General features: G+C 66.4%; 28 protein-coding genes and 1 pseudogene. 17 read left to right on the top strand and 12 right to left on the bottom strand.

Going from position 1 to position 23,944, the window contains the following annotated elements; all coding sequences use genetic code 11:
* The first annotated feature begins 4 nt into the window (after positions 1 to 4).
* Positions 5 to 757, top strand: coding sequence for an alpha/beta hydrolase family protein (locus ACI2KI_RS04845; RefSeq protein WP_404618221.1), 753 nt, complete (start codon positions 5 to 7; stop codon positions 755 to 757).
* Positions 754 to 1,932 carry a trans-sulfuration enzyme family protein gene (locus tag ACI2KI_RS04840; RefSeq protein ID WP_404618219.1) on the top strand — a complete coding sequence of 393 codons (1,179 nt, stop codon included), beginning with the start codon at positions 754 to 756 and terminating at the stop codon, positions 1,930 to 1,932. Before ACI2KI_RS04845 ends, ACI2KI_RS04840 begins: the two co-directional genes overlap by 4 nt.
* Before the next feature lie 15 nt (positions 1,933 to 1,947).
* Here the strand turns inward: ACI2KI_RS04840 and ACI2KI_RS04835 are convergent, their stop codons facing one another.
* The 6 genes from ACI2KI_RS04835 to ACI2KI_RS04810 all read right to left on the bottom strand — a co-directional run bounded on the left by ACI2KI_RS04835 (position 1,948) and on the right by ACI2KI_RS04810 (position 5,102).
* Positions 1,948 to 2,208, bottom strand: a complete 261-nt coding sequence (locus ACI2KI_RS04835) for a hypothetical protein (RefSeq protein WP_404618217.1) — start codon at positions 2,206 to 2,208, stop codon at positions 1,948 to 1,950.
* A 101-nt stretch (positions 2,209 to 2,309) separates the two neighbouring features.
* Positions 2,310 to 2,522: a cold-shock protein gene (locus ACI2KI_RS04830; protein WP_114816421.1), complete on the bottom strand. Its 213-nt coding sequence runs from the start codon at positions 2,520 to 2,522 to the stop codon at positions 2,310 to 2,312.
* Between the two features lie 268 nt (positions 2,523 to 2,790).
* Positions 2,791 to 3,003, bottom strand: coding sequence for a cold-shock protein (locus ACI2KI_RS04825; RefSeq protein WP_003164457.1), 213 nt, complete (start codon positions 3,001 to 3,003; stop codon positions 2,791 to 2,793).
* Positions 3,004 to 3,175: 172 nt separating this feature from the next.
* The gene (locus ACI2KI_RS04820) at positions 3,176 to 3,397 is read right to left on the bottom strand and encodes a hypothetical protein (RefSeq protein WP_404618214.1); all 222 of its coding nucleotides are present in this window, start codon (positions 3,395 to 3,397) and stop codon (positions 3,176 to 3,178) included.
* 53 nt (positions 3,398 to 3,450) lie between these two features.
* Positions 3,451 to 4,146 carry a TorF family putative porin gene (locus ACI2KI_RS04815; RefSeq protein WP_404618212.1) on the bottom strand — a complete coding sequence of 232 codons (696 nt, stop codon included), beginning with the start codon at positions 4,144 to 4,146 and terminating at the stop codon, positions 3,451 to 3,453.
* Between the two features lie 29 nt (positions 4,147 to 4,175).
* Positions 4,176 to 5,102 carry an NAD(P)H-dependent flavin oxidoreductase gene (locus ACI2KI_RS04810; RefSeq protein ID WP_404618210.1) on the bottom strand — a complete coding sequence of 309 codons (927 nt, stop codon included), beginning with the start codon at positions 5,100 to 5,102 and terminating at the stop codon, positions 4,176 to 4,178.
* Between the two features lie 427 nt (positions 5,103 to 5,529).
* Here ACI2KI_RS04810 and queF point away from each other — a divergent pair, with 427 nt between their 5' ends.
* From queF to ACI2KI_RS04795, 3 genes are all read left to right on the top strand, one after another.
* Positions 5,530 to 5,991: a preQ(1) synthase gene (queF, locus tag ACI2KI_RS04805; RefSeq protein ID WP_312065083.1), complete on the top strand. Its 462-nt coding sequence runs from the start codon at positions 5,530 to 5,532 to the stop codon at positions 5,989 to 5,991.
* Between the two features lie 65 nt (positions 5,992 to 6,056).
* A complete protein-coding gene (locus ACI2KI_RS04800) occupies positions 6,057 to 7,523 on the top strand; it encodes a P-loop ATPase, Sll1717 family (RefSeq protein WP_404618208.1) in 1,467 nt (488 codons plus the stop codon).
* 85 nt (positions 7,524 to 7,608) lie between these two features.
* Positions 7,609 to 8,442, top strand: coding sequence for a DUF817 domain-containing protein (locus tag ACI2KI_RS04795; protein ID WP_404618932.1), 834 nt, complete (start codon positions 7,609 to 7,611; stop codon positions 8,440 to 8,442).
* On the opposite strand, the gene ACI2KI_RS04790 is transcribed toward ACI2KI_RS04795, so the two are convergent.
* A complete protein-coding gene (locus ACI2KI_RS04790; protein ID WP_404618206.1) occupies positions 8,439 to 9,035 on the bottom strand; it encodes a nitroreductase in 597 nt (198 codons plus the stop codon). The genes ACI2KI_RS04795 and ACI2KI_RS04790 overlap by 4 nt on opposite strands.
* A gap of 45 nt (positions 9,036 to 9,080) precedes the next feature.
* Between ACI2KI_RS04790 and ACI2KI_RS04785 the strand changes: the two genes are divergently transcribed.
* The 3 genes from ACI2KI_RS04785 (at position 9,081) to ACI2KI_RS04775 (ending at position 10,861) form a co-directional block, all read left to right on the top strand.
* A complete protein-coding gene (locus ACI2KI_RS04785; protein WP_404618204.1) occupies positions 9,081 to 9,710 on the top strand; it encodes an NUDIX domain-containing protein in 630 nt (209 codons plus the stop codon).
* A 26-nt stretch (positions 9,711 to 9,736) separates the two neighbouring features.
* Positions 9,737 to 10,558, top strand: coding sequence for a serine O-acetyltransferase (gene cysE, locus ACI2KI_RS04780; protein ID WP_404618202.1), 822 nt, complete (start codon positions 9,737 to 9,739; stop codon positions 10,556 to 10,558).
* Between the two features lie 93 nt (positions 10,559 to 10,651).
* A complete protein-coding gene (locus tag ACI2KI_RS04775; protein WP_105564438.1) occupies positions 10,652 to 10,861 on the top strand; it encodes a DUF3126 family protein in 210 nt (69 codons plus the stop codon).
* A gap of 86 nt (positions 10,862 to 10,947) precedes the next feature.
* Here ACI2KI_RS04775 and ACI2KI_RS04770 read toward each other — a convergent pair whose 3' ends face one another.
* Positions 10,948 to 11,505, bottom strand: coding sequence for a hypothetical protein (locus ACI2KI_RS04770; RefSeq protein WP_404618200.1), 558 nt, complete (start codon positions 11,503 to 11,505; stop codon positions 10,948 to 10,950).
* An 82-nt stretch (positions 11,506 to 11,587) separates the two neighbouring features.
* On the opposite strand from ACI2KI_RS04770, the gene ACI2KI_RS04765 reads away from it, so the two are divergent.
* The 4 genes and pseudogenes from ACI2KI_RS04765 (at position 11,588) to ACI2KI_RS04750 (ending at position 15,512) form a co-directional block, all read left to right on the top strand.
* On the top strand, positions 11,588 to 12,454 hold the full coding sequence (locus tag ACI2KI_RS04765; RefSeq protein ID WP_404618198.1) for a 50S ribosomal protein L11 methyltransferase: 867 nt from the start codon (positions 11,588 to 11,590) through the stop codon (positions 12,452 to 12,454).
* Between the two features lie 175 nt (positions 12,455 to 12,629).
* Complete coding sequence (locus tag ACI2KI_RS04760) at positions 12,630 to 14,453, top strand: aminopeptidase P family protein (RefSeq protein ID WP_404618196.1); 1,824 nt, start codon at positions 12,630 to 12,632, stop codon at positions 14,451 to 14,453.
* 4 nt (positions 14,454 to 14,457) lie between these two features.
* Positions 14,458 to 14,823, top strand: a pseudogene (locus ACI2KI_RS04755) (CidA/LrgA family protein).
* Positions 14,820 to 15,512 (top strand): LrgB family protein, encoded by a 693-nt coding sequence (locus tag ACI2KI_RS04750; RefSeq protein ID WP_404618194.1) that lies wholly within the window; start codon positions 14,820 to 14,822, stop codon positions 15,510 to 15,512. The pseudogene ACI2KI_RS04755 and the gene ACI2KI_RS04750 overlap by 4 nt, the downstream one beginning before the upstream one ends.
* A gap of 4 nt (positions 15,513 to 15,516) precedes the next feature.
* Here the strand turns inward: ACI2KI_RS04750 and ACI2KI_RS04745 are convergent, their stop codons facing one another.
* From ACI2KI_RS04745 to ligA, 3 genes are all read right to left on the bottom strand, one after another.
* The gene (locus ACI2KI_RS04745; protein WP_404618192.1) at positions 15,517 to 15,936 is read right to left on the bottom strand and encodes a DUF2147 domain-containing protein; all 420 of its coding nucleotides are present in this window, start codon (positions 15,934 to 15,936) and stop codon (positions 15,517 to 15,519) included.
* Positions 15,937 to 16,232: 296 nt separating this feature from the next.
* The gene (locus tag ACI2KI_RS04740; RefSeq protein ID WP_404618190.1) at positions 16,233 to 16,844 is read right to left on the bottom strand and encodes a 3'-5' exonuclease; all 612 of its coding nucleotides are present in this window, start codon (positions 16,842 to 16,844) and stop codon (positions 16,233 to 16,235) included.
* On the bottom strand, positions 16,844 to 19,162 hold the full coding sequence (gene ligA / locus ACI2KI_RS04735) for an NAD-dependent DNA ligase LigA (protein WP_404618188.1): 2,319 nt from the start codon (positions 19,160 to 19,162) through the stop codon (positions 16,844 to 16,846). Before ligA ends, ACI2KI_RS04740 begins: the two co-directional genes overlap by 1 nt.
* A 141-nt stretch (positions 19,163 to 19,303) precedes the next feature.
* Here ligA and ACI2KI_RS04730 point away from each other — a divergent pair, with 141 nt between their 5' ends.
* The 3 genes from ACI2KI_RS04730 (at position 19,304) to ACI2KI_RS04720 (ending at position 21,546) form a co-directional block, all read left to right on the top strand.
* A complete protein-coding gene (locus tag ACI2KI_RS04730; protein ID WP_404618186.1) occupies positions 19,304 to 20,266 on the top strand; it encodes a M28 family peptidase in 963 nt (320 codons plus the stop codon).
* A gap of 93 nt (positions 20,267 to 20,359) precedes the next feature.
* Positions 20,360 to 20,983 (top strand): methyltransferase family protein, encoded by a 624-nt coding sequence (locus tag ACI2KI_RS04725; RefSeq protein WP_404618184.1) that lies wholly within the window; start codon positions 20,360 to 20,362, stop codon positions 20,981 to 20,983.
* Positions 20,980 to 21,546 (top strand): hypothetical protein, encoded by a 567-nt coding sequence (locus tag ACI2KI_RS04720; protein ID WP_404618182.1) that lies wholly within the window; start codon positions 20,980 to 20,982, stop codon positions 21,544 to 21,546. Before ACI2KI_RS04725 ends, ACI2KI_RS04720 begins: the two co-directional genes overlap by 4 nt.
* Positions 21,547 to 21,569: 23 nt before the next feature.
* Here ACI2KI_RS04720 and ACI2KI_RS04715 read toward each other — a convergent pair whose 3' ends face one another.
* Positions 21,570 to 22,034: a peptidylprolyl isomerase gene (locus ACI2KI_RS04715; RefSeq protein WP_292083234.1), complete on the bottom strand. Its 465-nt coding sequence runs from the start codon at positions 22,032 to 22,034 to the stop codon at positions 21,570 to 21,572.
* A 79-nt stretch (positions 22,035 to 22,113) separates the two neighbouring features.
* On the opposite strand from ACI2KI_RS04715, the gene ACI2KI_RS04710 reads away from it, so the two are divergent.
* Positions 22,114 to 22,836, top strand: coding sequence for an RlmE family RNA methyltransferase (locus tag ACI2KI_RS04710; protein WP_404618180.1), 723 nt, complete (start codon positions 22,114 to 22,116; stop codon positions 22,834 to 22,836).
* Between the two features lie 70 nt (positions 22,837 to 22,906).
* Positions 22,907 to 23,935 carry a hypothetical protein gene (locus ACI2KI_RS04705; protein ID WP_404618178.1) on the top strand — a complete coding sequence of 343 codons (1,029 nt, stop codon included), beginning with the start codon at positions 22,907 to 22,909 and terminating at the stop codon, positions 23,933 to 23,935.
* Positions 23,936 to 23,944 lie beyond the last annotated feature (9 nt).

Raw genomic sequence — 23,944 nt, 5'->3', positions numbered from 1 at the left:
GCCCGTGGAGACCCGTCGCGCAGCGGTGGGCGGACTAGGCGGCGTCGCGCTGGCGGCGTTTGCGGGAGGCGCGGTCGCTCAGCCGACGTTGTTCGAGGGCGTAACCTTCGACAGCAGGGGCGAGGCGATCCGGGCCATCTACTACCCCGCACAGGGGGATGTGCGGGGTTCAGGGGTCGTCATGATGCACGGATCCGGCGCTCGGATCCGAAGCGCCGGTCCCTGGCATGAACTGGCGTTGCGGTTCGCCGGAGACGGCTACGCCGTGTTGACTCCCCTGTACGTCGATGCAGCGCCCGATGACGGCCGCCGTCCCCCGACGGTCATGGCGGCCTGGCGACGGGTCGGACTGGACGGAGCCGACTGGCTGGCTGAGCGAGCGCCCGTGGAGCCTGAACGGATCGGCCTGTTCGGCTATTCTCTGGGCTCCTACGTCGCAGTGGACGGGGCCCTGGGCGCCGGCCATGCAGGCGCGGCGATTGGATTGGCGGGGGGCGTGGACGTCTATACGCCGCGCAATCCCCGACGACATATCCCGGTTCTGGTCATCCGGGCTGAGAACGACACCCATGTGAAGCCGGCCAATACGGCGGCCTGGGTCGATTTCATGCGCGATCACGACGTGCCGGTGCGGGTTCAGGTGCTGCGCGACGCCGACCATATCTTGAATACACAGCAATGGGCCGAGGTCTTCACCCGGTCCGCCGAATTTTTCGACGGCAACATCGGCCGTCGTCGAGACAGGATACGATCATGAGTTCGCTGAAAAACAGCCAGGGTTTCTCGACCCGCGCCATCCATGCCGGCCAGAAGCCCGACCCGACCACGGGCGCGGTGATGACGCCGATCTACGCCACTTCGACCTATGCCCAGGAAAGCCCGGGCGTGAACAAGGGTTATGAGTATGCGCGCGGCAAGAACCCGACGCGCGAGGCCTTCGAGGCCTGCATCGCTGACCTGGAGGGCGGGGTTCAGGCCTTCGGCTTCGGTTCGGGCATGGCGGCGACCTCGACGGCGCTGGAACTGCTGGACGCCGGGGCGCACATCGTCACCGGCGACGACCTCTACGGCGGTTCGTGGCGGCTGTTCGAGCGGGTGCGGCGGCGCTCGATGGGGCTGGACTTCAGCTATATCGACCTAACCGACCTCAAGGCAGTCGAGGCGGCCATCACCGACAAGACGCGGATGCTGTGGGTCGAGACGCCGACCAATCCGCTGATGAAGCTGGCCGACATCGAGGTCCTGTCGAAGATCGCCAAGGCCTACAAGCTGATCCTGGTGGTCGACAACACCTTCGCCACGCCGTGGAGCCAGCAGCCGCTGGCGCTCGGCGCTGACGTGGTCATGCACTCGGCGACCAAGTACCTGAACGGTCACTCCGACATCGTCGGCGGGGTTCTGGTGGCCAAGGACGCCCAGATGGCAGCCCAGCTGAAGTTCCTGCAGAACTCCATCGGCGGCGTCATGGGGCCGTTCGACGCCTTCCTGGCCAACCGGGGGCTGAAGACCCTGGGCCTGCGCATGGAGGCGCACAACGAGAACGCCCTGGCCGTGGCCCGCTGGCTGGAAGATCGGGCCGGTCAGAAGAATGGCGGCGTCGCCAAGGTCATCTATCCGGGCCTGATCAGCCACCCGCAGCACGAACTGGCCGCGCGCCAGATGAACGGCCGTTTCGGCGGCATGGTCACGGTGTTGATCGACGGCGACCTGGAGCGCACCAAGCGGGTGCTGGAGCGGGTGGAGGTCTTCACCCTGGCGGAGTCGCTGGGCGGGGTCGAAAGCCTGGTGAACCACCCGGCCATCATGACCCACGCATCCGTGCCCAAAGAGGTCCGCGAGGCGGGCGGAGTCACCGATAACCTGATCCGGCTGTCAGTGGGCGTCGAGGACGTGGAAGACCTGATCGCTGATCTGGATCAGGCCCTCAGCTGAAGCGTCTGACCTGAGTCAGGCCGTCTTGTCGGGCAGGGCGGTCTGATGGCCCGTGACGGGCGCCAGCTTCTTCTTGGGGGCTGCGCGCTTGCGCACGACAACGGGTTTGGGCGTGGCGGCGATTTCGGCCAAGCGGGCGTCGATCAGCGGAATGATGTCGGAAGCGGTGGTGACCTGAACGGGCGAGCCATGCTCGACCAGGCGGGCGGCGTTGGCGCGCAGGGCCTTGAGGTCGGCTTCGTTCAGGGTGGGGATTCTATCGGCCAGGGAAGTCATAGGCGTCTCCAGATGGCGTCAGGGCCGGCGCGCATGCGGCCGGCCCCTCAGCGAATAGAAAGCGATGTCGGCGGCCTGACGGTCGCCGATCAGGGCTGAGATTAGTCAGCAGCCTGAAGACGGCCGGCGGATTCTTTACCGCTGCGGCTGTCGCGTTCGATTTCGTAGGAGATCTTTTGACCTTCGTTCAGCATGCCGAGCGAGGACGCTTCGACGGCCGTGGCGTGGACGAAGACGTCCTTGCCGCCATCATCGGGCTGGACGAAGCCATAGCCCTTGGTGGAGTTGTACCATTTGACAGTGCCGGTAGCCATTTTCAGGACTCCCCGTTTGAGTAGCCGCAGGAAGGATATCCTGATGGCCTGTCGGGTCTGAATGGGATCGGCTTTGGACCTCGGTGCGCGATGCAAAGGGGCAGCAGCGTTTCGCAGAGAGATCGACAACCTAGAGGTGGGCGATTTGCCGCCCATTAGCAAGGGCAGGGCCTCAAAAGCCTCAAAGGATATTACATACGAAAACGGCGGCGACGACCGAAGCCGTCGCCGCCGTTCGAAATCCGCGCCGAATGAACGGCGCGAGAAATCAGCCTTCGGTCTTCAGTTGACCGGCCGATTCCTTGCCCGAGCGACGGTCGCGCTCGATTTCGTACGAGACCTTTTGGTTCTCGTCGAGGCCACGCAGGCCGGCTTGCTCGACGGCCGAGATGTGGACGAAGACGTCCTTGCCGCCGTCATCCGGTTGGATGAAGCCGTAGCCCTTGGTGGAGTTGAACCATTTCACAGTGCCGGTAGCCATTTTCAGGACCTCCGCTAGTCGTTGGCCTCAGGGAAGAGCCCCTTGGGCCTGTCGGGTCTGAATGGATCGGCCTAGTCCTCGGTGCGCAGAGCAAAGGGTCAGCAGCGTTACGCAGAGAGATCGACGGCGATAAAATGGACGGCATTCGCGTCCAAAGCAAGACCCCTTGGATTCAGGCGTCCTGTTCTTCCTCGGCGGGGGTGTCCGACCCGCCAAGGAAACTCTCCTGGCAGCGCTTGCGCAGGGCGGCGGTGATGGTGCCGCCGTACAGGCTGTCCTGAATGCGGTCGTAGCCCTCGCTCTGGAGGGCCTGTTTGACGTCGCTGACCGTGCGACAGGCGCCGCTCTCAGCCAGTTGATAAGCCCGTTCAAGGGTCGTGGGGCGGAAAGTCATGGCCTTAACCTAGGGACTTTCCGCCGAATGGCCACCTTTCAGCGGTCAGGAAATCAGAACGAGAAGTTGATCCCGGCCACCAAGGCGCCCTTGTACTGCTCGCCCGGGACGTCGGCGTCGGTGTCGTACCAGCGCAGCTCCAGCTCGGTCTTGGGCGTCAGGGCGTAGGCGCCGCCGATGTTCCAGCCGGTGTAGTCGATGCTGTTGTCCTGATCGCGACGGCCGACCTCGGCCGAGACGTTCAGCTTGTCGGTGAAGTCCCAGCCGCCGCGCAGCGCCACCCAGGTCCAGGCCTTGGTCGAGCCCGTGCCGTCGGGCGAGTGCTGCAGCCGCAGGCGGGCGCTGGCCGGGCCGACCGAGCGCTTCATGTCGGCGGTGAATTCCCAGGCGTCGTTGTCATAGCCGGGATCGGCGTCGAAGCGGTTCTTGTGGGCGACGTTCAGGTCAAAGTCGAAGCCGGCGAACTCGGGGCGGACGCCCGCCACCAGCTCGGACTCCAGCTTGGAGCCGCCGCCGTCGATGGTCTCCAGACCGCCCGAACCATAGAAGAGGCCGCTGGCGCTCTCCCATTCAGCCGCCCCATAGACGAAGGGGTTGCCGTCGGACTTGGACGCGTCCTTGGAGCGGTTGTCGGTCGCAGCGCCGGCCGAGAAGGACCATTTGCCCGCATCCTGGGCGTGGGCCCCGGAGGCCAGCAGGACCAGGGGGGCGGCGGCGAGAAGAGCGGCGTTCGTCAGGGTGCGGAGCATGAGGGGCCTCGTTAAGCGACGGCCCGCCTCTAAAGCCGCTTCTTATCGAATTTGTCACAGGCTTGCGAAAATTCATCCGTCAACCGCGCCACAAGCTGGGCCGTTGTGGGGCTGTCGTGGATCGAGCCGGAGCCTTGGCCAGCGGACCAGATGGTCTTCCACGCCTTGGCTTCCTCGCCCATGTCCAGCTTGTGCGCGGGCAGGGCGGCGGGGTCGATCTTGTTCTCGACCAGGGACGGGGTCAGGAAGTTGGCGGGGATGCCCGAGACGGCGGGCGTATAGGTGATGTCGGCCGAGCCCGAGGCGACGATCAGGTCCTTGTAATGCGGCTGGGCCGCGCTTTCCGCCGTGGCGATGAAGCGGGTGCCCATATAGGCGAAGTCGGCGCCCATCATCAGGGCTGCGGCCACGTCCTGACCGGTGGAGAGACAGCCCGCCAGGATGATGGTCCCGTCGTAGAAGCTGCGGACCTCGTTGATCAGGGCGAAGGGGTTGACCACGCCTGCGTGACCGCCCGCGCCGTTGGCGACCAGGATCAGGCCGTCCACGCCCGCCTCGGCGGCTTTGCGCGCATGGCGGACGTTGGCGATGTCATGGAAGACCACGCCGCCGTAGCCGTGGACCGCGTCCACCACGTCGCGCACCGCGCCGAGCGAGGTGATGATCAGCGGCACCTTTTCCTCCACCGAGACCATCATGTCGGCCATCAGGCGCGGATTGGTCGGGTGGACGATGTGGTTGACGCCAAAGGCGGCGGCGTCGGGCTTCAGCCGCGACTTGATCTCCTGCACCCAGTCCCGATAGCCCTCGGTCGTGCGCTGGTTCAGCGAGGGGAAGGTGCCGATCACGCCCGCATTGCAGGCCTCGACCACCAGATCCGGGCCGGACACCAGGAACATGGGCGAGGCGATGACCGGCAGCTTCAGGCCGGACTGCAGGGAAGCGGGAATGGCCACGGATCGTTTCCTGGGATGGTTTCTGCGGGTTGTTTTAAGGGACGCTAACCGGGTGTCGCGGGGGAAGGCAAACGTTCAACTTCCTTCTCCCCTTGTGGGAGAAGGTGGCAGGCGGAGCCTGACGGATGAGGGGTGTGAGCGCCCCGGCGTCTAGTCAGGTCTCTGGTCCAGCTGGGGGCCAAGTGTCGCGCCGCCACCCCTCATCCGAGCGCCTTCGGCGCCCACCTTCTCCCACAAGGGGAGAAGGGAGGGGTTCGGCGCGCCAAAAAAAGAGTCCAATTCGTCTGAATCGTCTGAAATCCCCCTCAAGGCCCATCCGTCCGCGAGCCGCATCCTACCACGGCGGGCAGGGGCGCCAGGTCGATTGTCGAAAGGCCCGCGCGGCGGCAGGATTTTCTTTGGCGGGCCAAACGCCTAAATGGCGGGCATGACGCACTATACCGACAGCCTGTCCCAGCTCGGCGCCCAGACCGCCGCCCCGACCAATCCCGAAGAGGCGGTGCTGGAACGCGTGCCCAATCCGCACGCTGACACCAACTATGTGGCGCGCTTCACCGCGCCCGAGTTCACCAGCCTGTGCCCGGTGACGGGCCAGCCGGACTTCGCCCACATCGTCATCGACTATGTGCCGGGCGACTGGCTGGTCGAGAGCAAGAGCCTGAAGCTGTACCTGACCAGCTTCCGCAACCACGGCGCCTTCCACGAGGACTGCACCGTCGCCATCGGCAAGCGCCTGGCCGACCTGCTGCAACCGAAATGGCTGCGCATCGGCGGCTACTGGTACCCGCGCGGCGGCATCCCCATCGACGTCTTCTGGCAGACGGGGGCGCCCATCGAGGGGGTCTGGCTGCCGGATCAGGGCGTCGCGACTTATCGCGGGCGGGGGTGAGGGGCGGGTTTGCTTGTCGGTTGCCTGCCTGCAAGTATAAGTTAGTCTAAAGATGTGGGGGCTCAATGAGCGGAAAAATTGTTAGTCTTAGTGGGTTCGATAGCTTCGGCGACGTTGCTGCCGAGGATGATGCTGTCTTAAATTACTTCCTGTCTACAAAAGCTGTTGAAAACATTGAGAAAAATTCAGTGTTTATGGCTCTGGGGCGCAAGGGGACGGGAAAGACGGCGTTGGTGCGGTACTTTACGGAGGGGCCGGGTGTTGGGCAGGCTTCCAAATCTCTTAACCTTCGGGGTTATCCTTGGAATGTTCATGCTGCCCGAATGGATCATGGTGCCTCCCCCATAGAAGCCTATGTTTCTTCGTGGAAGTACTTGATTGCGGTCGAGTTGGCCTCTTTGGTTTTGTCCCATAAAGACAGTTGGAAGAGCCTGCATTCTAAAACGCTAACTCAATTTTTGAACGACAACTACGGAGGGACAAGTCCTGCTCTCGCTGAGATATTGCGTCCTCAACGTCTCACGCTCAGCAAGCTGTCGTTTAATCCATCTGTGATGGGGAATGCTCTCGGTGGGGTGGATTTGGAGCGTTCGGGTAAGGATCATAGATTTGGCTTGGAATTAAATGCCCTGAGTAGTTCTATTATGAGCGCTGTTGTAGAAGTGGCTAGGGACACAGGGCAGAGACATATTAAGCTTCACTTCGATGAGCTCGATCAGGGTATGTCGAAGCTGGAAGATGACCGAGCGCATATGTTGATTGGGTTGGTTCTTGCGGCACGGGAGGTCCGGCGAGGTAGCGGCGAGGGGGGTGTCGAAGTCACGCCGATCGTATACCTGCGCACCGATCTTTGGGATGAGCTGCAATTTTCTGACAAAAACAAAATCAGCCAAACCGTGGCGCTTAATATCGTTTGGAATAGTAACAACCTTTTGGAGCTCGTGGAGGCTCGACTTCAATCAAAGCTGGGGTCTGGCGTTGCCTGGACTGATATTGCAGAAGCCGACCTTATGCGTGGTTCGCAGAAGAAGTGGGATCATATATTAGCTAGAACCTTCCTTCGACCTCGCGATGTTATTCAGTTTCTGAATATCATATTGGCAGAATCTAAGAAGCGCTCTGTAGAGCCAACGCACTTTACAAATCAAGATATCATAAATTCTCGAGATGAATATTCTCAATACCTTAAGCGTGAACTTGACGACGAAATAGGTTCTCACTGGCCTCAGTGGGAGGAGGCTGTTCAAGCATTGTCTGCAATTAGCACTATTACATTTGGGCGGAGTGAGTTCGAAAAAGAATACTCAAGCCGAAAATCAAAAGTGAACGATGTTTCATCTGATGATGCTTTAGCACTTTTGTACAGATTTTCTGTAATAGGTTATCAGCGCAGGAGTGGATATGGAGGATCGTCTTGGGCTTTTCAATACACCGATCCTGAGGCGGGGTGGGATAACGGGGCAAATCGATTTAAAGTTCACCCGGGACTTAAGGAATACGCCAAATTGAGAGAGAAGCGCGGCAACGACTGATGGAGTCGAGGCTAGGATTTGGATTGTACACGCGCCCATGACCCCATCCCCCCGTCTCCCGCTCGAAGCCTGGGGCCGACGCTTGATGACCCGCGCGGAGGCGTGGGCGGATCGGGGGCGGTGGCGGGGGTATGCCTATGAGTTCCTGTGGTTCGGGCTGAAGCAGGGGTGGGCCTGTCTGTTCGGCGGGGCCATGCTGGTGCTGTTGGTCGGGACGCATCTGTTGTGGCCGGTATTCTGGCCTGAGGGCGGGGCGCCGGTGGCGCGCTATGACGTGCTGGTGATCGGGGCGCTGATCATTCAGGGGCTGATGCTGGCCTTCCGGCTGGAGAGCTGGGAGGAGGCGCGGGTCATCTTCCTGTTCCATGTCGCCGGGACGATCATGGAGCTGTTCAAGACCTATCACGGGTCGTGGTTGTACCCTGAGGACTCGCTGTTGCGGATCGGGGCGGTGCCGCTGTTCTCGGGCTTCATGTATGCGGCGGTGGGCAGCTATATCGCGCGGGTGCAGCGCATCTTCCATATCCGGGTGAGGCGCTATCCGCCGCTGTGGACGACCTGGGTTCTGGCGGCGGCCATCTACGTCAACTTCTTCGCCCACCACTGGCTGCCGGACGTGCGGATCGCGCTGTTTGCGGCGACGGTGCTGCTGTTCGGGCGAGGCTGGTTCTGGTTCACGACGGACCGGCGGCGGCGGGGGATGCCGCTGCTGCTGGGCTATGGGCTGGTGGCGCTGTTCATCTGGTTCGCCGAGAACCTGGGCACGTTCGCGCGGGCCTGGGTCTATCCGGGGCAGGCGGACGGCTGGGAGATGGTCAGCCTGAACAAGCTGGGGGCGTGGTTCCTGCTGATGATCATCTCGGTGGTGCTGGTGTCGCTGGTGCACCGGCCGGAGGAGGAGCCCCGCGCTTCGGCCTAGGGCCTGCGTTCGACCTTGTGCGCCATGACAGGGCGGGGGCGTTCCAGGGGGGCTTCGGTCAGAGTTCCGAGGTGGATAAAGCCGGCGATGGTCTCGCCGTCCCGGACGCCGAACAGGGCGACGGCGGCGGGGTCATAGGCATACCAGTCGGTGATCCAGCTGGCCGAATAGCCCATGGCGTCGGCGGCGTGTTCCAGGTTCATGCAGACGGCGCCGGCGGACAGCTGCTGTTCCCAGACCGGGACCTTGTGGCCCTGAACGGGGGTCGAGACGACCATGATGGTCAGGGGCGGGTTGGCCAGCTTGGCCAGGACGGCCAGATCCTTGTCGACGCGGCCTTGGGTTTCGGCCAGGACGGCGAGGACCTCGGACAGTTCGGTGCGGCTCTGCGGGCCCAGGACCACGAAGCGCCAGGGGAAGAGCTTGCCGTGGTCGGGGGTGCGGGCGCCGAGATGCAGGATCTGCTCGATCTCGGCCTCGGACGGGCCGGGAGCGTTCAGCAGTTGGGCCGAGGCCGAGCGGCGGTTCGCCAGACGGGTCAGCATGGCGTCGGAGCGGACGGGCAGGGGCAGGGCGGCGTTCAGATCGGTCATGCCGTCTAGCTAGGATTTCGCAGCGCCCGGCGCCATAGCGGAAGCATGCACGATATTCCCGACATCAAGCCGCGCTGGGCCGTAGACCTGCCGGAGACGCCGAAATGGGTCAGTCACGGCGACAGCGTCCTGATCGACACGCCGTGGATGTCGGTGACGCGCCATCCGGCGACGGCCCCGACCGGGGCGCCCGCCGACTATGTGGCCATGCGGCCCAAGAATGTCGGGACCGGGGTGCTGCCGCTGCACGAGGACGGGACGGTGACCCTGGTAGGGCAGCACCGCTTCACCCTGATGCGCTATTCCTGGGAAATGCCCGAGGGCGGGGCGCCGATGGACGAGGACCCGTTCGACGCCGTGCGCCGCGAACTGGCTGAGGAGGCCGGGCTGGCGGCGGAGCACTGGCGCGCGGCGCTGGACATGGACCTGTCCAACTCGATCACCGACGAACGGGCCATGACCTGGGTGGCCTGGGGGCTGAGCGCGGTGCCGGTGGACCCTGACCCGACCGAGGTGATCGTGGTGGTGCGGGCGCCTTTCCGCGAGCTGTTGCGCGAAATCGAGCGCGGGGCGGTGCGGGACAGCCTGACGGTGGCGACGGCCTACAAGGCCTACCATATGGCGCACGAAGGCGTGCTGCCCGCCGCGCTGGCGCAGGCCATGCTGGGGGCGTAGGATCGCCGCCAGAGAACGGAGGGCCGATGGCCAAGCTGGAAATCGTGCCGCAACAGCCGGACCTGTGGACGCAACTGCGCGCCGCGGCCGAGGACGCCGCGCGCGAAGAGCCGAGGCTGGCCTCGCAGCTGAACGCCGTGGTGCTGGCGCATGATGATTTCGCAGGCGCGTTGAGTTTCCAGATCGCGCGCAAGCTGGGCGACGCCGAACTGGGGGCCATGTCGCTGCGCGAGGTGGCCCTGTCGGCCTTCGCCGCCGATCCCGGCATCCTGGCGGCGGCGGAAGCCGACCTGAAGGCGGTGCAGGACCGTGACCCGGCGATCCGGTCCCTGTTGCAGCCCTTCATGTATTTCAAGGGGTTCCAGGCGCTTCAGGCCTGGCGCGTGGCCCATTGGCTGTGGGGGCAGGGGCGCGACACCCTAGCGTTTCACTTCCAGAGCCGGATTTCAGAACTGTTCCAACTGGACATCCACCCGGCGGCGCGGATCGGCTCGGGGGTCTTTCTCGACCACGGCACCGGGATCGTCATCGGCGAGACGGCCGTGGTCGGCGACGAGGTGTCCATGTTGCACGCCGTGACCCTGGGCGGGACCGGGGCCGAGCGCGGCGACCGTCACCCCAAGATCGGGCGCGGCGTCCTGCTGGGGGCCGGGGCCAAGGTCCTGGGCAATATCCAGGTCGGCGACTACGCTAAGGTGGCCTCGGGCTCGGTGGTGCTGAAGCCGGTTCCGGCCGGCTGCACCGTGGCCGGGGTGCCGGCGAAGGTGGTGGCCTGTCCGACCGACGCGGCGCCCGCGCGGACGATGGACCATACCCTGGCCGACATCGCCTATGACTATGTGATCTGAGGCTGCTGCCTGTGGACGCCCGATACGCGGGCTTCCCATCAGGGGGCGGCTTCTCTAGGTTCCGCCGTCAACGACACCAACGAGGCTACCCCCGTGAAAGAATCTGATCTGAAGCGCGTCGAGACGCACCTGAAGCGCACCTTCAACCACGGCGGCATCAAGGTGAAGGCCCGCAAGGTCGCCGACTCCGCCGAAGTCTATGTCGATGACGAGTTCATCGGCGTGGTGTTCGAGGACGAGGACGAGGCCGGCTCGTTCATGTTCGAGATGGCGATCCTGGCCGAAGACCTGCCGCAGGACTAAGGCCGCGCCTCCAGGGTTTTCTCTGGCAAGCACGCACGAAAAAGGCCGGAGGGGCGAACCCTCCGGCCTTTTGTCGTTTCAGGCGATCACCAGCCGAACAGGCGAGCGAAGAAGCCCTTTTTCTTTTCGGGCTGGGGCGCAGCGGCGGCGGGCGCCGGTTGCGGAGCCGGAGCGGGCTTGGGCGCTTCGACCGGCTTGGGCGCCGGTGCGGGAGCGGCGGCGGCCGGAGCGGGCGTCGGAGCCGGGGCGGGAGCAGCCGGAGCGGCGGCCACGGGAGCGACGGCGGGCTTGGGCGCCTCGACCGGCTTTGCGGCGGCCTTCGGAGCCGCGGCCTTCTTCGGCGCGGCGGGCTTGGCGGCGGCCTTCGGAGCGGCCTTGGGCGCTGCAGCCTTTGTCGCCGGTTTTGCAGCGGCCTTTACAGCCGGAGCCTTGGCGGCGGGTTTCGCCGCAGCCTTCGGAGCGGCCGTCTTGGCGGCAGCGGGCTTGGCGGCGGTCGCCTTGGGCGCGGCGGTTTTCGGCGCGGCCTTCGGTTTTGCAGCGGCCTTGGGCGCCGCAGCGCTCGACTTTGCCGCCGGTTTCGGCTTGGAAGCGGCAGGCGCCGCTTTCGGTGCAGCAGATTTCGACTCAGACGGTGCTTTAGCCATGGATACCCCGACCCCTAGATGGACACGGGCATTCCGTACGCCCGCACGCGTTGCGATTCGTCATAATAACGGTGTTTGAGAAATGTCCGAGTCCGCAGTTCAGGTGATCGCACGCGGCGATCGCGCCCCGGCCGAAGCCGCCGCCGCCTTGATCGACGCCAACCCCATGCTGGAAAACGCGACCTACTCGATCCTGGAAGAGGATGAGGACAAGGGAATCTGGCGCATCGACGCCTTCCCGACGACCGACGATGAGGCCGAAGGCATCGCCGAGATCCTGCGCGCGACGCCGGGTCTGGAGGTCATTGTCGAGAAGCTGGCCGACGCCGACTGGCTGGCCATGAGCCTGTCGGGTCTGCCGCCGGTCGAGGCGGGACGCTTCTTCGTCTACGGCGCGCACGACCAGGGCAAGATCCCCGAGGGCCGGGTCAATCTGAAGATCGACGCGGGCGCCGCCTTCGGCACCGGCCACCACGGCACGACGGTCGGCTGCCTGGAGGCCTTCGACAAGCTGCTGGCGACCGAGCGCTTCGAGAAGGTGCTGGACGTCGGCTGCGGCACGGGCGTGCTGGCCATCGCCGCCGCCAAGACGGGCTCGCCCATCGCCGTCGGCACTGACATCGACGAGCCCTCGGCCCGCATCGCCAACGAGAACGCCCAGATCAACGACGCCAAATGCGAGTTCTATTTCGCCGACGGCCTGAGCGATGCGCGCATCGCCCAGCATGCGCCCTATGATCTCGTGTTCGCCAACATCCTGGCCGCGCCCCTGGTGTTTCTGGCGCCCGAGATCGCGGCTGCACTGAAGACGGGCGGGGTCGCCATCCTGTCGGGCCTGCTGCGCACACAGGAGGAGCGGATTCTGGAGGCCTATCTGCCGCTGGGCTTCGTGGTCGAGCAGACGATCCAGCACGACGCGTGGAGCGCGCTGCAACTGCGCAAGAAGTAGGCGGCGCAAAATTCTCCCTCCCCGTTCTGGGGAGGGTGGCCGAGCCGATAGGCGAGGTCGGGTGGGGGCGCTTCGGCTGATCAAGCGTCACGCCCGGCATCGCCTGGCCCTCCCCACCCGGTCGCTGCGCGACCACCCTCCCCATGAAGGGGAGGGAGATGATACGGATGCTTTCATGCGCCAGACATTCGACGAAACGACCGATCCGTCCTTCGGGGCCAAGCACCTGCCTCTGCTGCGCGCCGAGATGGCCAAGCAGGGCCTCGACGGCCTGCTGGTCCCGCACGAGGACGAGCATCAGAACGAATACCTGCCCGACGCCAGCGAGCGTCTGGCCTGGATCAGCGGCTTCACCGGCTCGGCCGGGGCGGGCGTGGTCCTGATGGACAAGGCGGCGGTCTTCGTCGACGGCCGCTATACGGTTCAGGCCAAGGCCCAGACGGATGCGGCCCTGTTCGAGCGGGTCGAACTGAACAAGCTGGCCGCCTGGCTAGAGACGCTGAGCGCCGGTTCGGTCATCGGCTATGACCCGCGCCTGCACAGCCCCGACGCCCTGGCGACCCTGCGCGCGGCGGTCGAGAAGGCGGGCGCGACCCTGAAAGCCGTGGAGCCCAATCCCATCGATCTGGCCTGGGGCGACGCCCGCCCGGCCCAGCCGCAGGCGCCGGTGGTCCCGCACGAGGACCGCTATTCCGGCGAGAACGCCGCGCTGAAGCGCGTCCGCATCGGTCAGGCGATCGCCGCCAAGGGCGCCGAGGTGGCGGTGCTGACCTCGCCGTCGTCGCTGGCCTGGCTGTTCAACATTCGCGGCGGCGACGTGATCCGCACGCCCCTGCCGCTGGGGCAGGCGGTGGTGAAGGCCGACGGGACGGCCAAGGTCTTCCTCGATCCCGTCAAGATCACCAACGAACTGCCCGGCTGGCTGGGCGACGCCGTGACGCTGGAGCCGCCCGAGGCGCTGCCCGCGGCCCTGGACGCCCTGTCGGGCTGCAAGGTGCTGATCGACCCCGCCGTGTCCTCAGCCTGGTATTTCGATCGTCTGGAGGCGGCGGGCGCCGCCATCGTGCGCGGCATGGACCCCTGCGCCCTGCCGCGCGCCCAGAAGAACGACGTCGAGATCGAGGGCAGCCGCCAGGCCCACATCCGCGACGGCGCGGCCCTGACCCGCTTCCTGCACTGGGTCGATACGGTCGCGCAGAGGGAGTTGCCGGACGAGCGGGCGGTGGTCGAGGCGCTGGAGGGCTTCCGCGAGGCGACCGGGATGCTGAAGGATCTGTCCTTCGACACCATCGCCGGGGTCGGTCCGAACGGCGCCCTTCCGCACTACAAGCCGGTCGGGGCCAAGATCCGGCCGATGGAAGCGGGTTCGCTCCTGTTGGTGGACGGCGGCGGTCAGTATCTGGACGGGACCACGGACGTGACCCGCACCATGGCCATCGGCGAGGGGACAGCGGACCAGCGCCGGATGTTCACCCTGGTCCTGAAAGGCCACATCGCCATGGCGGTGATCCGCTTCCCCGCCGGGACCAGCGGGCGCCAGTTGGACGCCATCGCGCGCCAGCCTCTGTGGAACGCCGGCTTCGATTTCGACCATGGCACGGGCCACGGCGTGGGGTCGTATCTGGGCGTCCACGAGGGGCCGCAGCGCATCGCGGGCTGGGGCACGGACCAGCCGCTTTTGACGGGCATGATCCTGTCGAACGAGCCGGGCTATTACCGCGAAGGCGAGTGGGGCATTCGCATCGAGACGCTTCAGGTCGTGACCGCCCCGGCCCAGGTTCCGGGCGGCGAGCGGCCCATGCACGGTTTCGAGCAACTGACTCTGGCGCCGCTGGATCGTCGTCTGATCGACGTGGAACTGCTGACGGCGGACGAGCGGGCCTATGTGGACGCCTATCACGCCGAGGTTCTGGCCAAGGTCGGGCCTCTGCTGGCCGAAGGTGTGCAGAAGGATGAGGCGGCGCTGCAATGGCTGAAGGCGCAGACGGCGCCGCTCTGATCCGATGATCGGCGCCATCGCCCTGCTGCTCGTCTGCCAACTGGCGGGCGAGGTGATCCACCGGCTGACGAGTCTGCCCCTGCCGGGATCGGTGATCGGCATGGTGCTGCTGCTGGGCTGGCTGGGCCTTGTGCCGAGGGAGCGGCTGACGCTGACCCAGGTGACGGGCTGGCTGACGGCGCATCTGTAGATCATGTTCGTGCCCGCCGCCGTCGGCCTGATGGAGGAGGGGGCGATCCTGTCGCGCTACGGCCTCGGCATTGTCGTGGCGGTGGTGGTCTCGACCCTGCTGACCCTGGCGGTGACGGCCCTGGTGTTTCGCGCCGTGGCGGGGCGTGAGCCGGACAGCGACGCGGAGAGTGCGTCGTGAGCGATCTGATCGCGACGCCCCTGTTGTGGCTGGCGGGAACGCTGATGGTGTTCGAGGCGGCGGATATCCTGTCGCGGCGTAGCGGGAGGCATCCGCTGTGCCATCCGGTCTTGCTGGCGACGCCGGCGCTGATCGGCGTTCTGCTGGCGACGAAGACGCCCTATGCGACATACGCCGAGGCGACGCAGGTGCTGGGCTTCCTGCTGGGACCGGCGGTGGTGGGGTTGGCCGTGCCCATCTGGGCGCAGCGGGCGACGATCCGGCGTCTAGCCAGGCCGCTGACCTGCGCCCTGCTGGCCGGGGCTGTGACGGCCATCGTCAGCGCCGTGGGCATCGTCTGGCTGTTCGGCGCGCCGGCCGAGATCATGGCCTCCATCGCCCCGCGCGCCACGACGACGCCGGTCGGCATGGCCGTGGCCTCTCAGTTGGGCGGCATCCCGGCCCTGGCGGCGGTGATCGTGCTGATGTCGGGCGTGATCGGGGCGATGACGGCGACGCCGGTGCTCAACCTGCTCAAGATCAGGGACTGGCGGGCGCGGGGCTTCGCGGTCGGTGTGTCGGCGCACGGTTTCGGCGCGGCGCGGGCCTTTCAGGTGGACCAGACAGCTGGCGCCTTCGCCAGCCTCGGCATGGCGCTGAACGCCGTGGCGACGGCGACCATCCTGTCCATTGTGGCCGCCGTCGTCTGAGGGCCTACTGGATGCGGGTCCAGGTCTGGGTCTTGCACAGGGGGGCGACGATGCAGCCGCGCAGGCGCAGGGCGTTGTCGCCGGTCATGGTGATGGTGCCGCGATAGGTGCCGCCGTCCGCCGGATTATAGACCGAGCCGCCGCGCCATTCGGTCGGGCCGCCGGTGAAGCCGCTGAGCATGGTCAGGCCGCGCAGGGTGCGGTTGCGCTGGCTGGCGTCCTTGTTGTGCTCGTCGCGGGCGTTGGGCTCGCGTCGGATATGATCCGAGGTGACGAGCGTCCCGCACAAGGCCTGGCCGCAGCGGGCGATGCGGACCTGACCGCCATTGGTCGGGGTCTGCCACAGGCCGGTCGGGTCGCTGGCCACGGCGGGCGAGGCCAGCGCGGCGACGACGGCTGCGGCCGCCAGGACGGAGAACTTCATCGGGCGTATTCCTTCAGACGGATCGTTGGGCCGATCCTTGTCGATGAAGGGTGACCCCGGTTTCGGTCCGAAACAAGGCCCGAATTTGTGACGTTCGATCAATGATTACATGACCTTAGGTCAATGTTTGGGCGTGGTGAGCGACTAAGCGGTGGATTTGGGCGGCATTTTCCTCCCCATTTCATGGGGAGGTGGATCGGACGCGTAGCCGACGAGACGGAGGGGCTGCTTGTTTTGGCCGCTCTAGCCCCTCCACCGCTGCGCGGTCCCCCTCCCCACAGAGTGGGGAGGAAAAGTCAGCTGCGCGGACGGCGCGGGCGCGAACCGGCGGAGGAGCAGGGGCTGTAGCCGCCTGTGTGCAGCCGTCCGAGGCTGATCCCCGTCGCGCTTGCGAGTGTGTCGGCGCAGGTCGCCTCATGCATCCGCAGCGTCTCAAGCGCCACCGAGGCGCAGGCGAAGGCGTCTTCGGCGGCGTCGTGGTGTTTGAACCGGATGCCCAGCTCGGCGCAGACGTTGTTCAGCTTGTGCGAGGCGAACTCGGGCCAGGTGATCTGGGCCAGCTTGACGGTGCAGAGGTAGTCGAATTCGGGATAGGTCAGGCCGTAGTGGTCGCAGGTCCCGCGGATGACGCTGACGTCGAAGGCGGCGTTGTGGGCCAGGACCGTCCGGCCTTGCAGGCGCGGGGCGATGGCGGCCAGGACGGCCGGGAACTCCTCGGCGTCCTCGACCTGTTCGGGACCGATGCCGTGGAAGGCGATGTTGAAGCTGGCGAAGCGCATGCCGGGCGGACGGATGTAGTGGTGCTCGACGGACTCGATGACGCCGTCGTTGATCCAGGCCAGGCCGATCGAGCAGGGGCTGGAACGCTGCTCATTGGCGGTTTCGAAGTCGATGGCGACGGCGTGCATCAGGCGATCAGCTCCAGCCACTCGTCCTCGGTCAGGACTGTGACGCCGTGCTTCTCGGCGTCCTTCAGCTTGGACCCGGCGCCGGGGCCGGCGACGACGTAGTCGGTCTTTTTCGACACCGAGCCCGAGACCTTGGCGCCCAGGCTTTCGGCGCGGGCCTTGGCTTCGTCGCGGGTGAAGCGTTCCAGCGAGCCGGTGAAGACCACGGTCTTGCCAGCCACGGGGCTGTCGGTCACGGGGGCGGCGACGTCCTCGACCGCATCCAGTTCGGCCAGCAGGGCCTCCATGACGGCGCGGTTGTGCGGCTCATGGAAGAAGTGGGCCAGGGCCTCGGCGGCGACGGGGCCGACGCCGGAGACGCCCGCGATCTGGTTCAGCATCTCGGACGGGCCTTCTGTGCGGGCGACCTTGGCCCAGCGGGTCAGGTCGGCCCAGCCGCTTGAAATCTCGGCCAGCGAGCGGCGGGCGGGCGCGGCCATGCCGGGGAAGGCGAGGGCGATCTTCTGATCCATGGGCGCCTCGGGCCAGGGATCGTCGGCGGGCGGGCTCGCCTCGGCCATCAGGGTCAGGACGCGGGTCGAGATGGCGTGGGTGGCGGCCAGCCGCTTCCAGTCGTCGCCGGCCAGACCGTTGGAGGCGGCCATGCAGGCGTCGCGGAAGGCGGTCCAGCTGCCGAAGGCGCGCGACAGGACCAGCGAGGTCTGTTCGCCGATGTCGGGCACGCCGAGGCCGAAGATCAGGCGGTCCAGGCTGATGGTCCGCCGGGCGTTGATCCCGGTGATCAGGTTGCGGACGCTGGTCTCGCCATAGCCGTCCTCGTTGCGCAGCAGGGCCAGCTTTTCCTCGTCGCGGGCCAGGCGGAAGATGTCCGCCGGCTCCTTGATCCAGCCGCGCGCGTGGAAGGCGATCAGCTGCTTTTCACCAAGCCCTTCAATGTCGAAGGCGCGGCGGCTGACAAAGTGCTTTAACCGTTCGACGATCTGGGCGTCGCAGATCAGGCCGCCGGTGCAGCGGCGCTTGACCTCGTCGCCCTCGCGCACGGCTTCCGAGCCGCAGACCGGGCAGACGTGGGGGAAGGCGAAGGGGACGGCGTCCGCGGGGCGCAGGTTTTCGACCACGCCGACGATCTGCGGGATGACGTCGCCGGCGCGTTGCAGGATGACCGTGTCGCCGATGCGCACGTCCTTGCGGGCGATCTCGTCCTCGTTGTGCAGGGTGGCGTTGCGCACCACGACGCCGCCGACGGTGACGGGATGCAGGCGGGCGACGGGGGTCAGGGAGCCGGTGCGGCCGACCTGGATGTCGATGCCTTCCAGAATGGTGGTAGCTTGCTGCGCCGGGAACTTGTGGGCGATGGCCCAGCGGGGGCTGCGGGCGATGAAGCCGAGGCGCTGCTGCCAGTCCAGCCGGTCGACCTTATAGACCACGCCGTCGATGTCGTAGCCGAGGCCGCTGCGGTCGGTTTCCAGTCCGCGATAGACCGCGATCAGCCCTTCGGCGCCCTCGACGCGGGTGGAGCGCTCGTTGACCTGAAAGCCCCAGGCGCGGAAGGCCTCAAGCGCGCCGTGCTGCGTCTCCGCGAACGGCGCCGAGGTCTCGCCCCAGGCGTAGGCGAAGAAGGTCAGGGGGCGCAGGGCGGTGATCTTGGGGTCCTTCTGACGCAGCGAGCCGGCGGCGAAGTTGCGCGGGTTGGCGTAGGTGCGGCGGCCCTCGGCCTCGGCGGCGGCGTTGAAGGCGTCGAAGGCGTCGTTGGGGGCGTAAACCTCGCCCCGGATCTCGATGACGTCGGGCCAGCCCGAGCCGGTCAGGGTCTGGGGGATGCTGTCGAGCGTGCGCAGGTTGGCGGTCACGTCCTCGCCGGTCTTGCCGTCGCCGCGCGTGGCACCCTGGACCAGAACGCCCTTTTCATAGCGCAGGCTGGCGGACAGGCCGTCGATCTTGGGCTCGGCGACGAAGGCGATGGGCTCATCGCCCGGCAGTTTCAGGAAACGGGCGATGCGGGCCACGAAGTCGCGCACCTCGCCCTCGTCGAAGGCGTTGTCCAGCGACAGCATGGGCACGCCGTGGCGGACCTCGGCGAACTGGCTGGAGACGGGGGCGCCGACGCGCTGGGACGGCGAGACGGGGCTGGTCAGGGCGGGGAAGGCGGCCTCGATGGCCAGGGCGCGTTGCTTGAGCTCATCGTAGTCGGCGTCGGAAATCTCGGGCGCGGCGTCGGCGTAGTAGAGGGCGTCGTGGCGGGCCAGTTCGGCCGACAGATGCGCCAACTCCTCGCGGGCCTGGTCTTCGGTCAGGGTTTCGACGGGAGTTTCGGACATGGGAATCGCGCGGTCAGCCTTCATCAGTCGCGCTGTTTAGCACCGGCGGCGGCGGGATCGCAGCGTCCATGACAGAAACGTAATCTGACGCGACAAGCTTGGCCCGCTAGCGTCCCGCCGACTGATATTCTGGAGCCCTCCATGCGTCCTGTTCTCGCCAGCCTGACCGCCATCGCCGCCGCCCTGACGCTGGCCGGCTGTGAGACCATGACGCCCGAGGCGGCTGCGACGGCGCCCGTAGCGGCGACCGCCGCTGACTACACTCAACTGATGGACGACCTGCGCATCCTGTCGGCGGACGACATGCAGGGGCGCGACACGGGGTCGGAAGGCGGGGCCAGGGCGCGTGAATACATCGTAGCGCGGTTGGAGGCGCTGGGTGTTCAGCCGTCGCCGATGGGGCGGCTGCAGCCGTGGGAAATGCAGGGCCGCACGCGCGAGGGCGTAAAGACCTTCAACGGGACCAACATCATCGGCGTCATTCCCGGCACGCGCGTGTCGGATAAGTACATCGTGGTGACCGCCCACTACGACCACGTCGGGGTCAACAACGGCGAGATCTACAACGGCGCCGACGACAACGCCTCGGGCGTGGCGACCATGCTGGAGTTGGCCAAGCGGCTGAAGGCCAACCCGCCGGAGCACAGCGTCCTGATCGTCGCCCTGGACGGCGAGGAGCGCAGCCTGCTGGGGGCCAAGCATTTCGTCGAGGCGCCGCCGGTGCCGCTGTCGTCGATCTCGATGAACCTGAACTTCGACATGACGGCGCGGGCCGACAGCGACGGGAAGCTGTGGGTCACGGGCACCTATCAGCATCCCTATTTCCGCCCGCTGCTGGAACGCATCGCGCCGCGCGGGGCCGTATCGCTCGCCTTCGGCAAGGATACGCCGGAGGACAAGGGCGCCGACAACTGGGTCGAGGCGTCCGACCACGCCGCCTTCCACCGCGCGGGGCTGCCCTTCCTCTATTTCGGCGTGAACTATCACCCCGATTATCACCGCCCGAGCGATGACTTTGAAAAGGTGGTTCCCGCCACCTTCCAGTCCTCGACCGAACTGGCGATCGAAGGCTTCCGCGCGCTGGATCAGTGGCTGGATCAGTGAAGTTTTGCGAGCGCGAAACGCTTGCAAACATAGGTCTTGAAACCGCCTTCGGAGCGGCGTTCTGTCGCACCCTCATCAGTCGAGGAAATACAGATGTCGGCGGTTCAGGGTTTTGATCTTCAACGGGTGCAGAAGCTGCGCAAGCTGGCGCTGCTGGTCGGCATCCTCGGCGTGGTGGCCCTGGCCTTCTTCACGCAGTCGATGGGCGGCGAGACGGCGCTGCACGAGGGGCTGGAGGCCTTCGGCCTGGCGCTGATCGCCGTCTGCATCGTCGGGCGGGCCTGGTGTTCGCTCTATATCGGCGGGCGCAAGAAGGCCGAGATCGTGGATCGCGGGCCCTATTCGATCAGCCGCAACCCGCTCTATGTCTTCAGCTTCATGGGAGCCTTCGGCGTCGGCGCCCAGACGGGCAGCGTGACCCTGGCGTGCCTGTTCCTGCTGCTGACTTTCGCCGTCTTCTACTTCACGGTGAAGCGCGAGGAGGCCTGGCTGGCGGAGGCCTTCGGCCAGACCTATCTGGACTATTACGCGCGGACGCCGCGCTTCGGGCCGGACTTTTCCAAGTGGCGCGACGCCGAGTCGCTGGACGTGCGGCCGCGCTTCTTCCTGACGACGCTGCGCGACGGTCTGGTCTTCCTGCTGGCGGCGCCGCTGTTCGAGTCGATCGAGAAGCTGCAGAATATCGGCTGGCTGGCCGCCTTGATCCATCTGCCGTGAGCCGAGGTTTCGTGAAGAATTCGGGTTTGGCCGCCGTTGCGGCCCTGACGGGATTGCTGGCGCTTACGGCCTGCGATCGAGCGGCGCAGTCGCCGGAGGCTCCGGCGGCGTCCAAGTCGGCGGCTTTCAAGCATGACCTGCCCGAGGACGTGTCCGGCTACTATCTGCCGACCGAAGAGGTGCGGATCGACAACTGGCGGCTGCACCATGTCTTCATGGGGCAGGTCCCGGACTTCATCGCCTGGCAGGGCGGCGAGCGGCCCGCAGGCTTTGCGCCAGTGATGATCGAGTTCGAGGACATGGTCGGGCCGCCGCTGGAAAGCGGGAACCGGCGTCGGCTGCGCCTGATTCCGGCCACCTATGACGTGACCGAGAGCCGTGTGCGCGTTCAGGCCCTGTCGGGAGGCCTGGGGGCGGTGTCATTCGATGGAAAGCTCGACCAGGGCGCGCTGGCGACGGCGCGGCGCAATCTGGGAGATCAGGGTGTCGTCCTGAAGGGGACGCTCAAGGTCGGAAACCGGACCTTCAATAACGTGTCGATGCGGTGGTGGGCGGGGGACTGATCCCCCGCCGCTGATACCGATCCTTAGGCGACGGTCGCCTTGACGATCTTGCCCGGAGCACGGGGCGGCTCGCCCTTGGGCAGGGCGTCGACGTGTTCCATGCCTTCGATCACCTCGCCCCAGACCGTGTACTGCTTGTCCAGGAAGCGGGCGTCGTCGAAGCAGATGAAGAACTGCGAGTTGGCGCTGTCCGGGTTGGCGGTGCGGGCCATCGAGCAGACGCCGCGGACGTGGGGTTCAGCCGAGAACTCCTGCTTCAGGTTCGGCTTCTTGGAGCCCGAGGTGCCGGTGCCGGTCGGGTCGCCGCCCTGGGCCATGAAGCCCGGGATCACGCGGTGGAAGACGACGCCGTCGTAGAAGCCTTCCGAGGCCAGGTCGGTGATCTGCTTGACGTGGTTCGGCGCCAGGTCGGGGCGCAGCTTGATCACGACGTTGCGCTCTTCGCCGTCGCCGGTGTCGAGGGTGAAGGTCAGGGTTTGGTCGGCCATGAGGCTCTCCTTGGGGTGTGCGGACTAGAATTGTGCGCGGGTCATAGCGGCTGAACGCTGTCACGGCTATGTGGGAAGCATGACTGACGACGAAAAGCCCTCCGACAAGCCGCCGGAACGCCGCCGGATGGTGCGCCCGCCTACGGGCGGCACCGCCGCGGGGCGCGGCATGGGCCAGAAGATCAAGACCGCCGACAAGAAGACCCTCTCCAGCCAGGCCTGGATCAAGCGCCAGCTGTCGGACAAGTGGTCCGAGCGTGCGCGCGCCGAGGGCTGGCGCAGCCGCGCGGCCTTCAAGCTGATCGAGATCGACGATCGCTTCCGCCTGATCAAGAAGGGCTCGCGGGTCATCGACCTGGGCGCGGCGCCGGGCGGTTGGGTGCAGGTGGCGCTGGATCGCGGCGCGGCGGCGGTGGCGGGCGTGGACCTGCTGATGATCGAGCCGATTCCCGGCGCGACGCTGATCCAGGCCGACTTCACCCATCCCGGCGTGGACCAGCAACTGATCGACGCCATCGGCGGACGGCCGGACCTGGTCCTGTCGGACATGGCGCACAACACCGTGGGCCACCGCCAGACGGACCACCTGAAGATCATCGCCCTGATCGAGATCGCCGCCGACTTCGCCATCCGCACGCTGAAGCCGGGCGGGGCCTTCGTGTCCAAGAACTTCCAGGGCGGCGACGCCGGGGGCGTGCTGGCGCGTCTGCGCGAAGAGTTCGAAACGGTGAAGTACGTGAAGCCGGAATCGAGCCGCAAGGGCAGCGCCGAGGTCTTTCTGGTGGCGCTCAACAAGCGGTAGGCTTTGCCTTTCCGTTCCGTCGTGATCTTCTAGCCGCGCGTCGCGCCGCCGCGACGGGACGGAGCCGGACATGATCGCCCATGTGATCGCCGCCGTGATCTGGACGGGCGCCGCGAACGGGCCGGCGGCTTCGGCTGTTCCTGTCGCGGATCTGCACGGGTTGAGCGTATCCGATGCGGCCAGGCGGCTGGGGGCGACGCGCGATCCGGCGCCGGCCATCAGCATGACCGGACCGCATGGGCGGGTTGATGTCTATCCGGTGCAGGCATTGACGCCGATCGCGCCGCACGGCGAGGTCTGCGACGTTCGACTGGTTCCGCCCGAACGGGCCGATGATCCTGTTCAACTCTATGGACCGAACGCCTGGGCCGGGGCCTATCCGCGCACGGCCGCCGTCTATGTGGTCGCGCGCGAGGGCAGGGTGGTCGAAGTGCTCAATCCGCCGATGCGCGCGCAGCCGCCGCGCGTCGAGGGCGAAAGCGCCGAACGCTACACCGGACGACTGATGCTGGAGGGTCGTGATCCCTGGCTGTCCGTCGCGCCCGGTCGTCTGCCGCTGTCGGATCTGGACAGCTTTCTGGAGCGGCGTCCTGATCTTGCGGCGCCCGCCGAGGCCGTGGTGAAGCGGGCCTGTCGCCCGGCGCCGATCATCTTGGCGGAACCCAGGTTGGATAAGACGGGCGTGCTGCAAGGTCTGGCCCTGCTGCCTTTCGCCTGGCGTCTGCCGGCCCTGAACGAGCAGCGACGCGAGGCTCAGGTCCGGGGTTCGGCCCTGTTCGCGCGAATGAGGTTGGGGGAGGTCGTCCCGGGCGGCGGCGCCCGTTTCGCGGCCGAGAACCCCGGCGTGCGTCGCTATGTCGATGCCGAAGACCCGACCTATGAGGTGCTGTCGATCGACATGGGGGCGGAGGCCAGTAACAACCTGGCGCGCATGAACGCCGCCGCCCTGGTCGGTCTGCGCGACGGGCGGGTGGTGTGGCTGGCCGACGGCGGGGCTGCCGCCGGCCTGGGCCTGTTGGCCGCGATGTGCGTGGATCGGTCGGCACGGGCAGGCGAGCATCGTCCGGGCTGCACCGATACGGGGTACTTCTATCCTTGAGCCGAGGCC

The organism is Brevundimonas sp. NPDC046655, from assembly GCF_044901625.1.
Lineage (GTDB): Bacteria > Pseudomonadota > Alphaproteobacteria > Caulobacterales > Caulobacteraceae > Brevundimonas.
The sequence above is the reverse complement of the archived record's forward strand: the minus strand, read 5'-3'. Positions and strand labels throughout refer to the sequence as shown.

What these genes read in the sequence shown, in the direction of transcription:
- ACI2KI_RS04835 (WP_404618217.1), bottom strand. Translation starts at nt 2,208, where the DNA reads ATGACTTCCCTGGCCGATAGAATCCCCACCCTGAACGAAGCCGACCTC.
- queF (WP_312065083.1), top strand. Translation starts at nt 5,530, where the DNA reads ATGACGCACTATACCGACAGCCTGTCCCAGCTCGGCGCCCAGACCGCC.
- ACI2KI_RS04745 (WP_404618192.1), bottom strand. Translation starts at nt 15,936, where the DNA reads ATGAAGTTCTCCGTCCTGGCGGCCGCAGCCGTCGTCGCCGCGCTGGCC.
- ACI2KI_RS04760 (WP_404618196.1), top strand. Translation starts at nt 12,630, where the DNA reads ATGCGCCAGACATTCGACGAAACGACCGATCCGTCCTTCGGGGCCAAG.
- ACI2KI_RS04785 (WP_404618204.1), top strand. Translation starts at nt 9,081, where the DNA reads ATGCACGATATTCCCGACATCAAGCCGCGCTGGGCCGTAGACCTGCCG.
- ACI2KI_RS04840 (WP_404618219.1), top strand. Translation starts at nt 754, where the DNA reads ATGAGTTCGCTGAAAAACAGCCAGGGTTTCTCGACCCGCGCCATCCAT.
- ACI2KI_RS04795 (WP_404618932.1), top strand. Translation starts at nt 7,609, where the DNA reads ATGACCCGCGCGGAGGCGTGGGCGGATCGGGGGCGGTGGCGGGGGTAT.
- ACI2KI_RS04765 (WP_404618198.1), top strand. Translation starts at nt 11,588, where the DNA reads ATGTCCGAGTCCGCAGTTCAGGTGATCGCACGCGGCGATCGCGCCCCG.
- ACI2KI_RS04825 (WP_003164457.1), bottom strand. Translation starts at nt 3,003, where the DNA reads ATGGCTACCGGCACTGTGAAATGGTTCAACTCCACCAAGGGCTACGGC.
- ACI2KI_RS04790 (WP_404618206.1), bottom strand. Translation starts at nt 9,035, where the DNA reads ATGACCGATCTGAACGCCGCCCTGCCCCTGCCCGTCCGCTCCGACGCC.
- ACI2KI_RS04710 (WP_404618180.1), top strand. Translation starts at nt 22,114, where the DNA reads ATGACTGACGACGAAAAGCCCTCCGACAAGCCGCCGGAACGCCGCCGG.
- ACI2KI_RS04830 (WP_114816421.1), bottom strand. Translation starts at nt 2,522, where the DNA reads ATGGCTACCGGCACTGTCAAATGGTACAACTCCACCAAGGGCTATGGC.
- ACI2KI_RS04730 (WP_404618186.1), top strand. Translation starts at nt 19,304, where the DNA reads ATGCGTCCTGTTCTCGCCAGCCTGACCGCCATCGCCGCCGCCCTGACG.
- cysE (WP_404618202.1), top strand. Translation starts at nt 9,737, where the DNA reads ATGGCCAAGCTGGAAATCGTGCCGCAACAGCCGGACCTGTGGACGCAA.
- ACI2KI_RS04770 (WP_404618200.1), bottom strand. Translation starts at nt 11,505, where the DNA reads ATGGCTAAAGCACCGTCTGAGTCGAAATCTGCTGCACCGAAAGCGGCG.
- ligA (WP_404618188.1), bottom strand. Translation starts at nt 19,162, where the DNA reads ATGTCCGAAACTCCCGTCGAAACCCTGACCGAAGACCAGGCCCGCGAG.
- ACI2KI_RS04705 (WP_404618178.1), top strand. Translation starts at nt 22,907, where the DNA reads ATGATCGCCCATGTGATCGCCGCCGTGATCTGGACGGGCGCCGCGAAC.
- ACI2KI_RS04820 (WP_404618214.1), bottom strand. Translation starts at nt 3,397, where the DNA reads ATGACTTTCCGCCCCACGACCCTTGAACGGGCTTATCAACTGGCTGAG.
- ACI2KI_RS04715 (WP_292083234.1), bottom strand. Translation starts at nt 22,034, where the DNA reads ATGGCCGACCAAACCCTGACCTTCACCCTCGACACCGGCGACGGCGAA.
- ACI2KI_RS04740 (WP_404618190.1), bottom strand. Translation starts at nt 16,844, where the DNA reads ATGCACGCCGTCGCCATCGACTTCGAAACCGCCAATGAGCAGCGTTCC.
- ACI2KI_RS04815 (WP_404618212.1), bottom strand. Translation starts at nt 4,146, where the DNA reads ATGCTCCGCACCCTGACGAACGCCGCTCTTCTCGCCGCCGCCCCCCTG.
- ACI2KI_RS04800 (WP_404618208.1), top strand. Translation starts at nt 6,057, where the DNA reads ATGAGCGGAAAAATTGTTAGTCTTAGTGGGTTCGATAGCTTCGGCGAC.
- ACI2KI_RS04725 (WP_404618184.1), top strand. Translation starts at nt 20,360, where the DNA reads ATGTCGGCGGTTCAGGGTTTTGATCTTCAACGGGTGCAGAAGCTGCGC.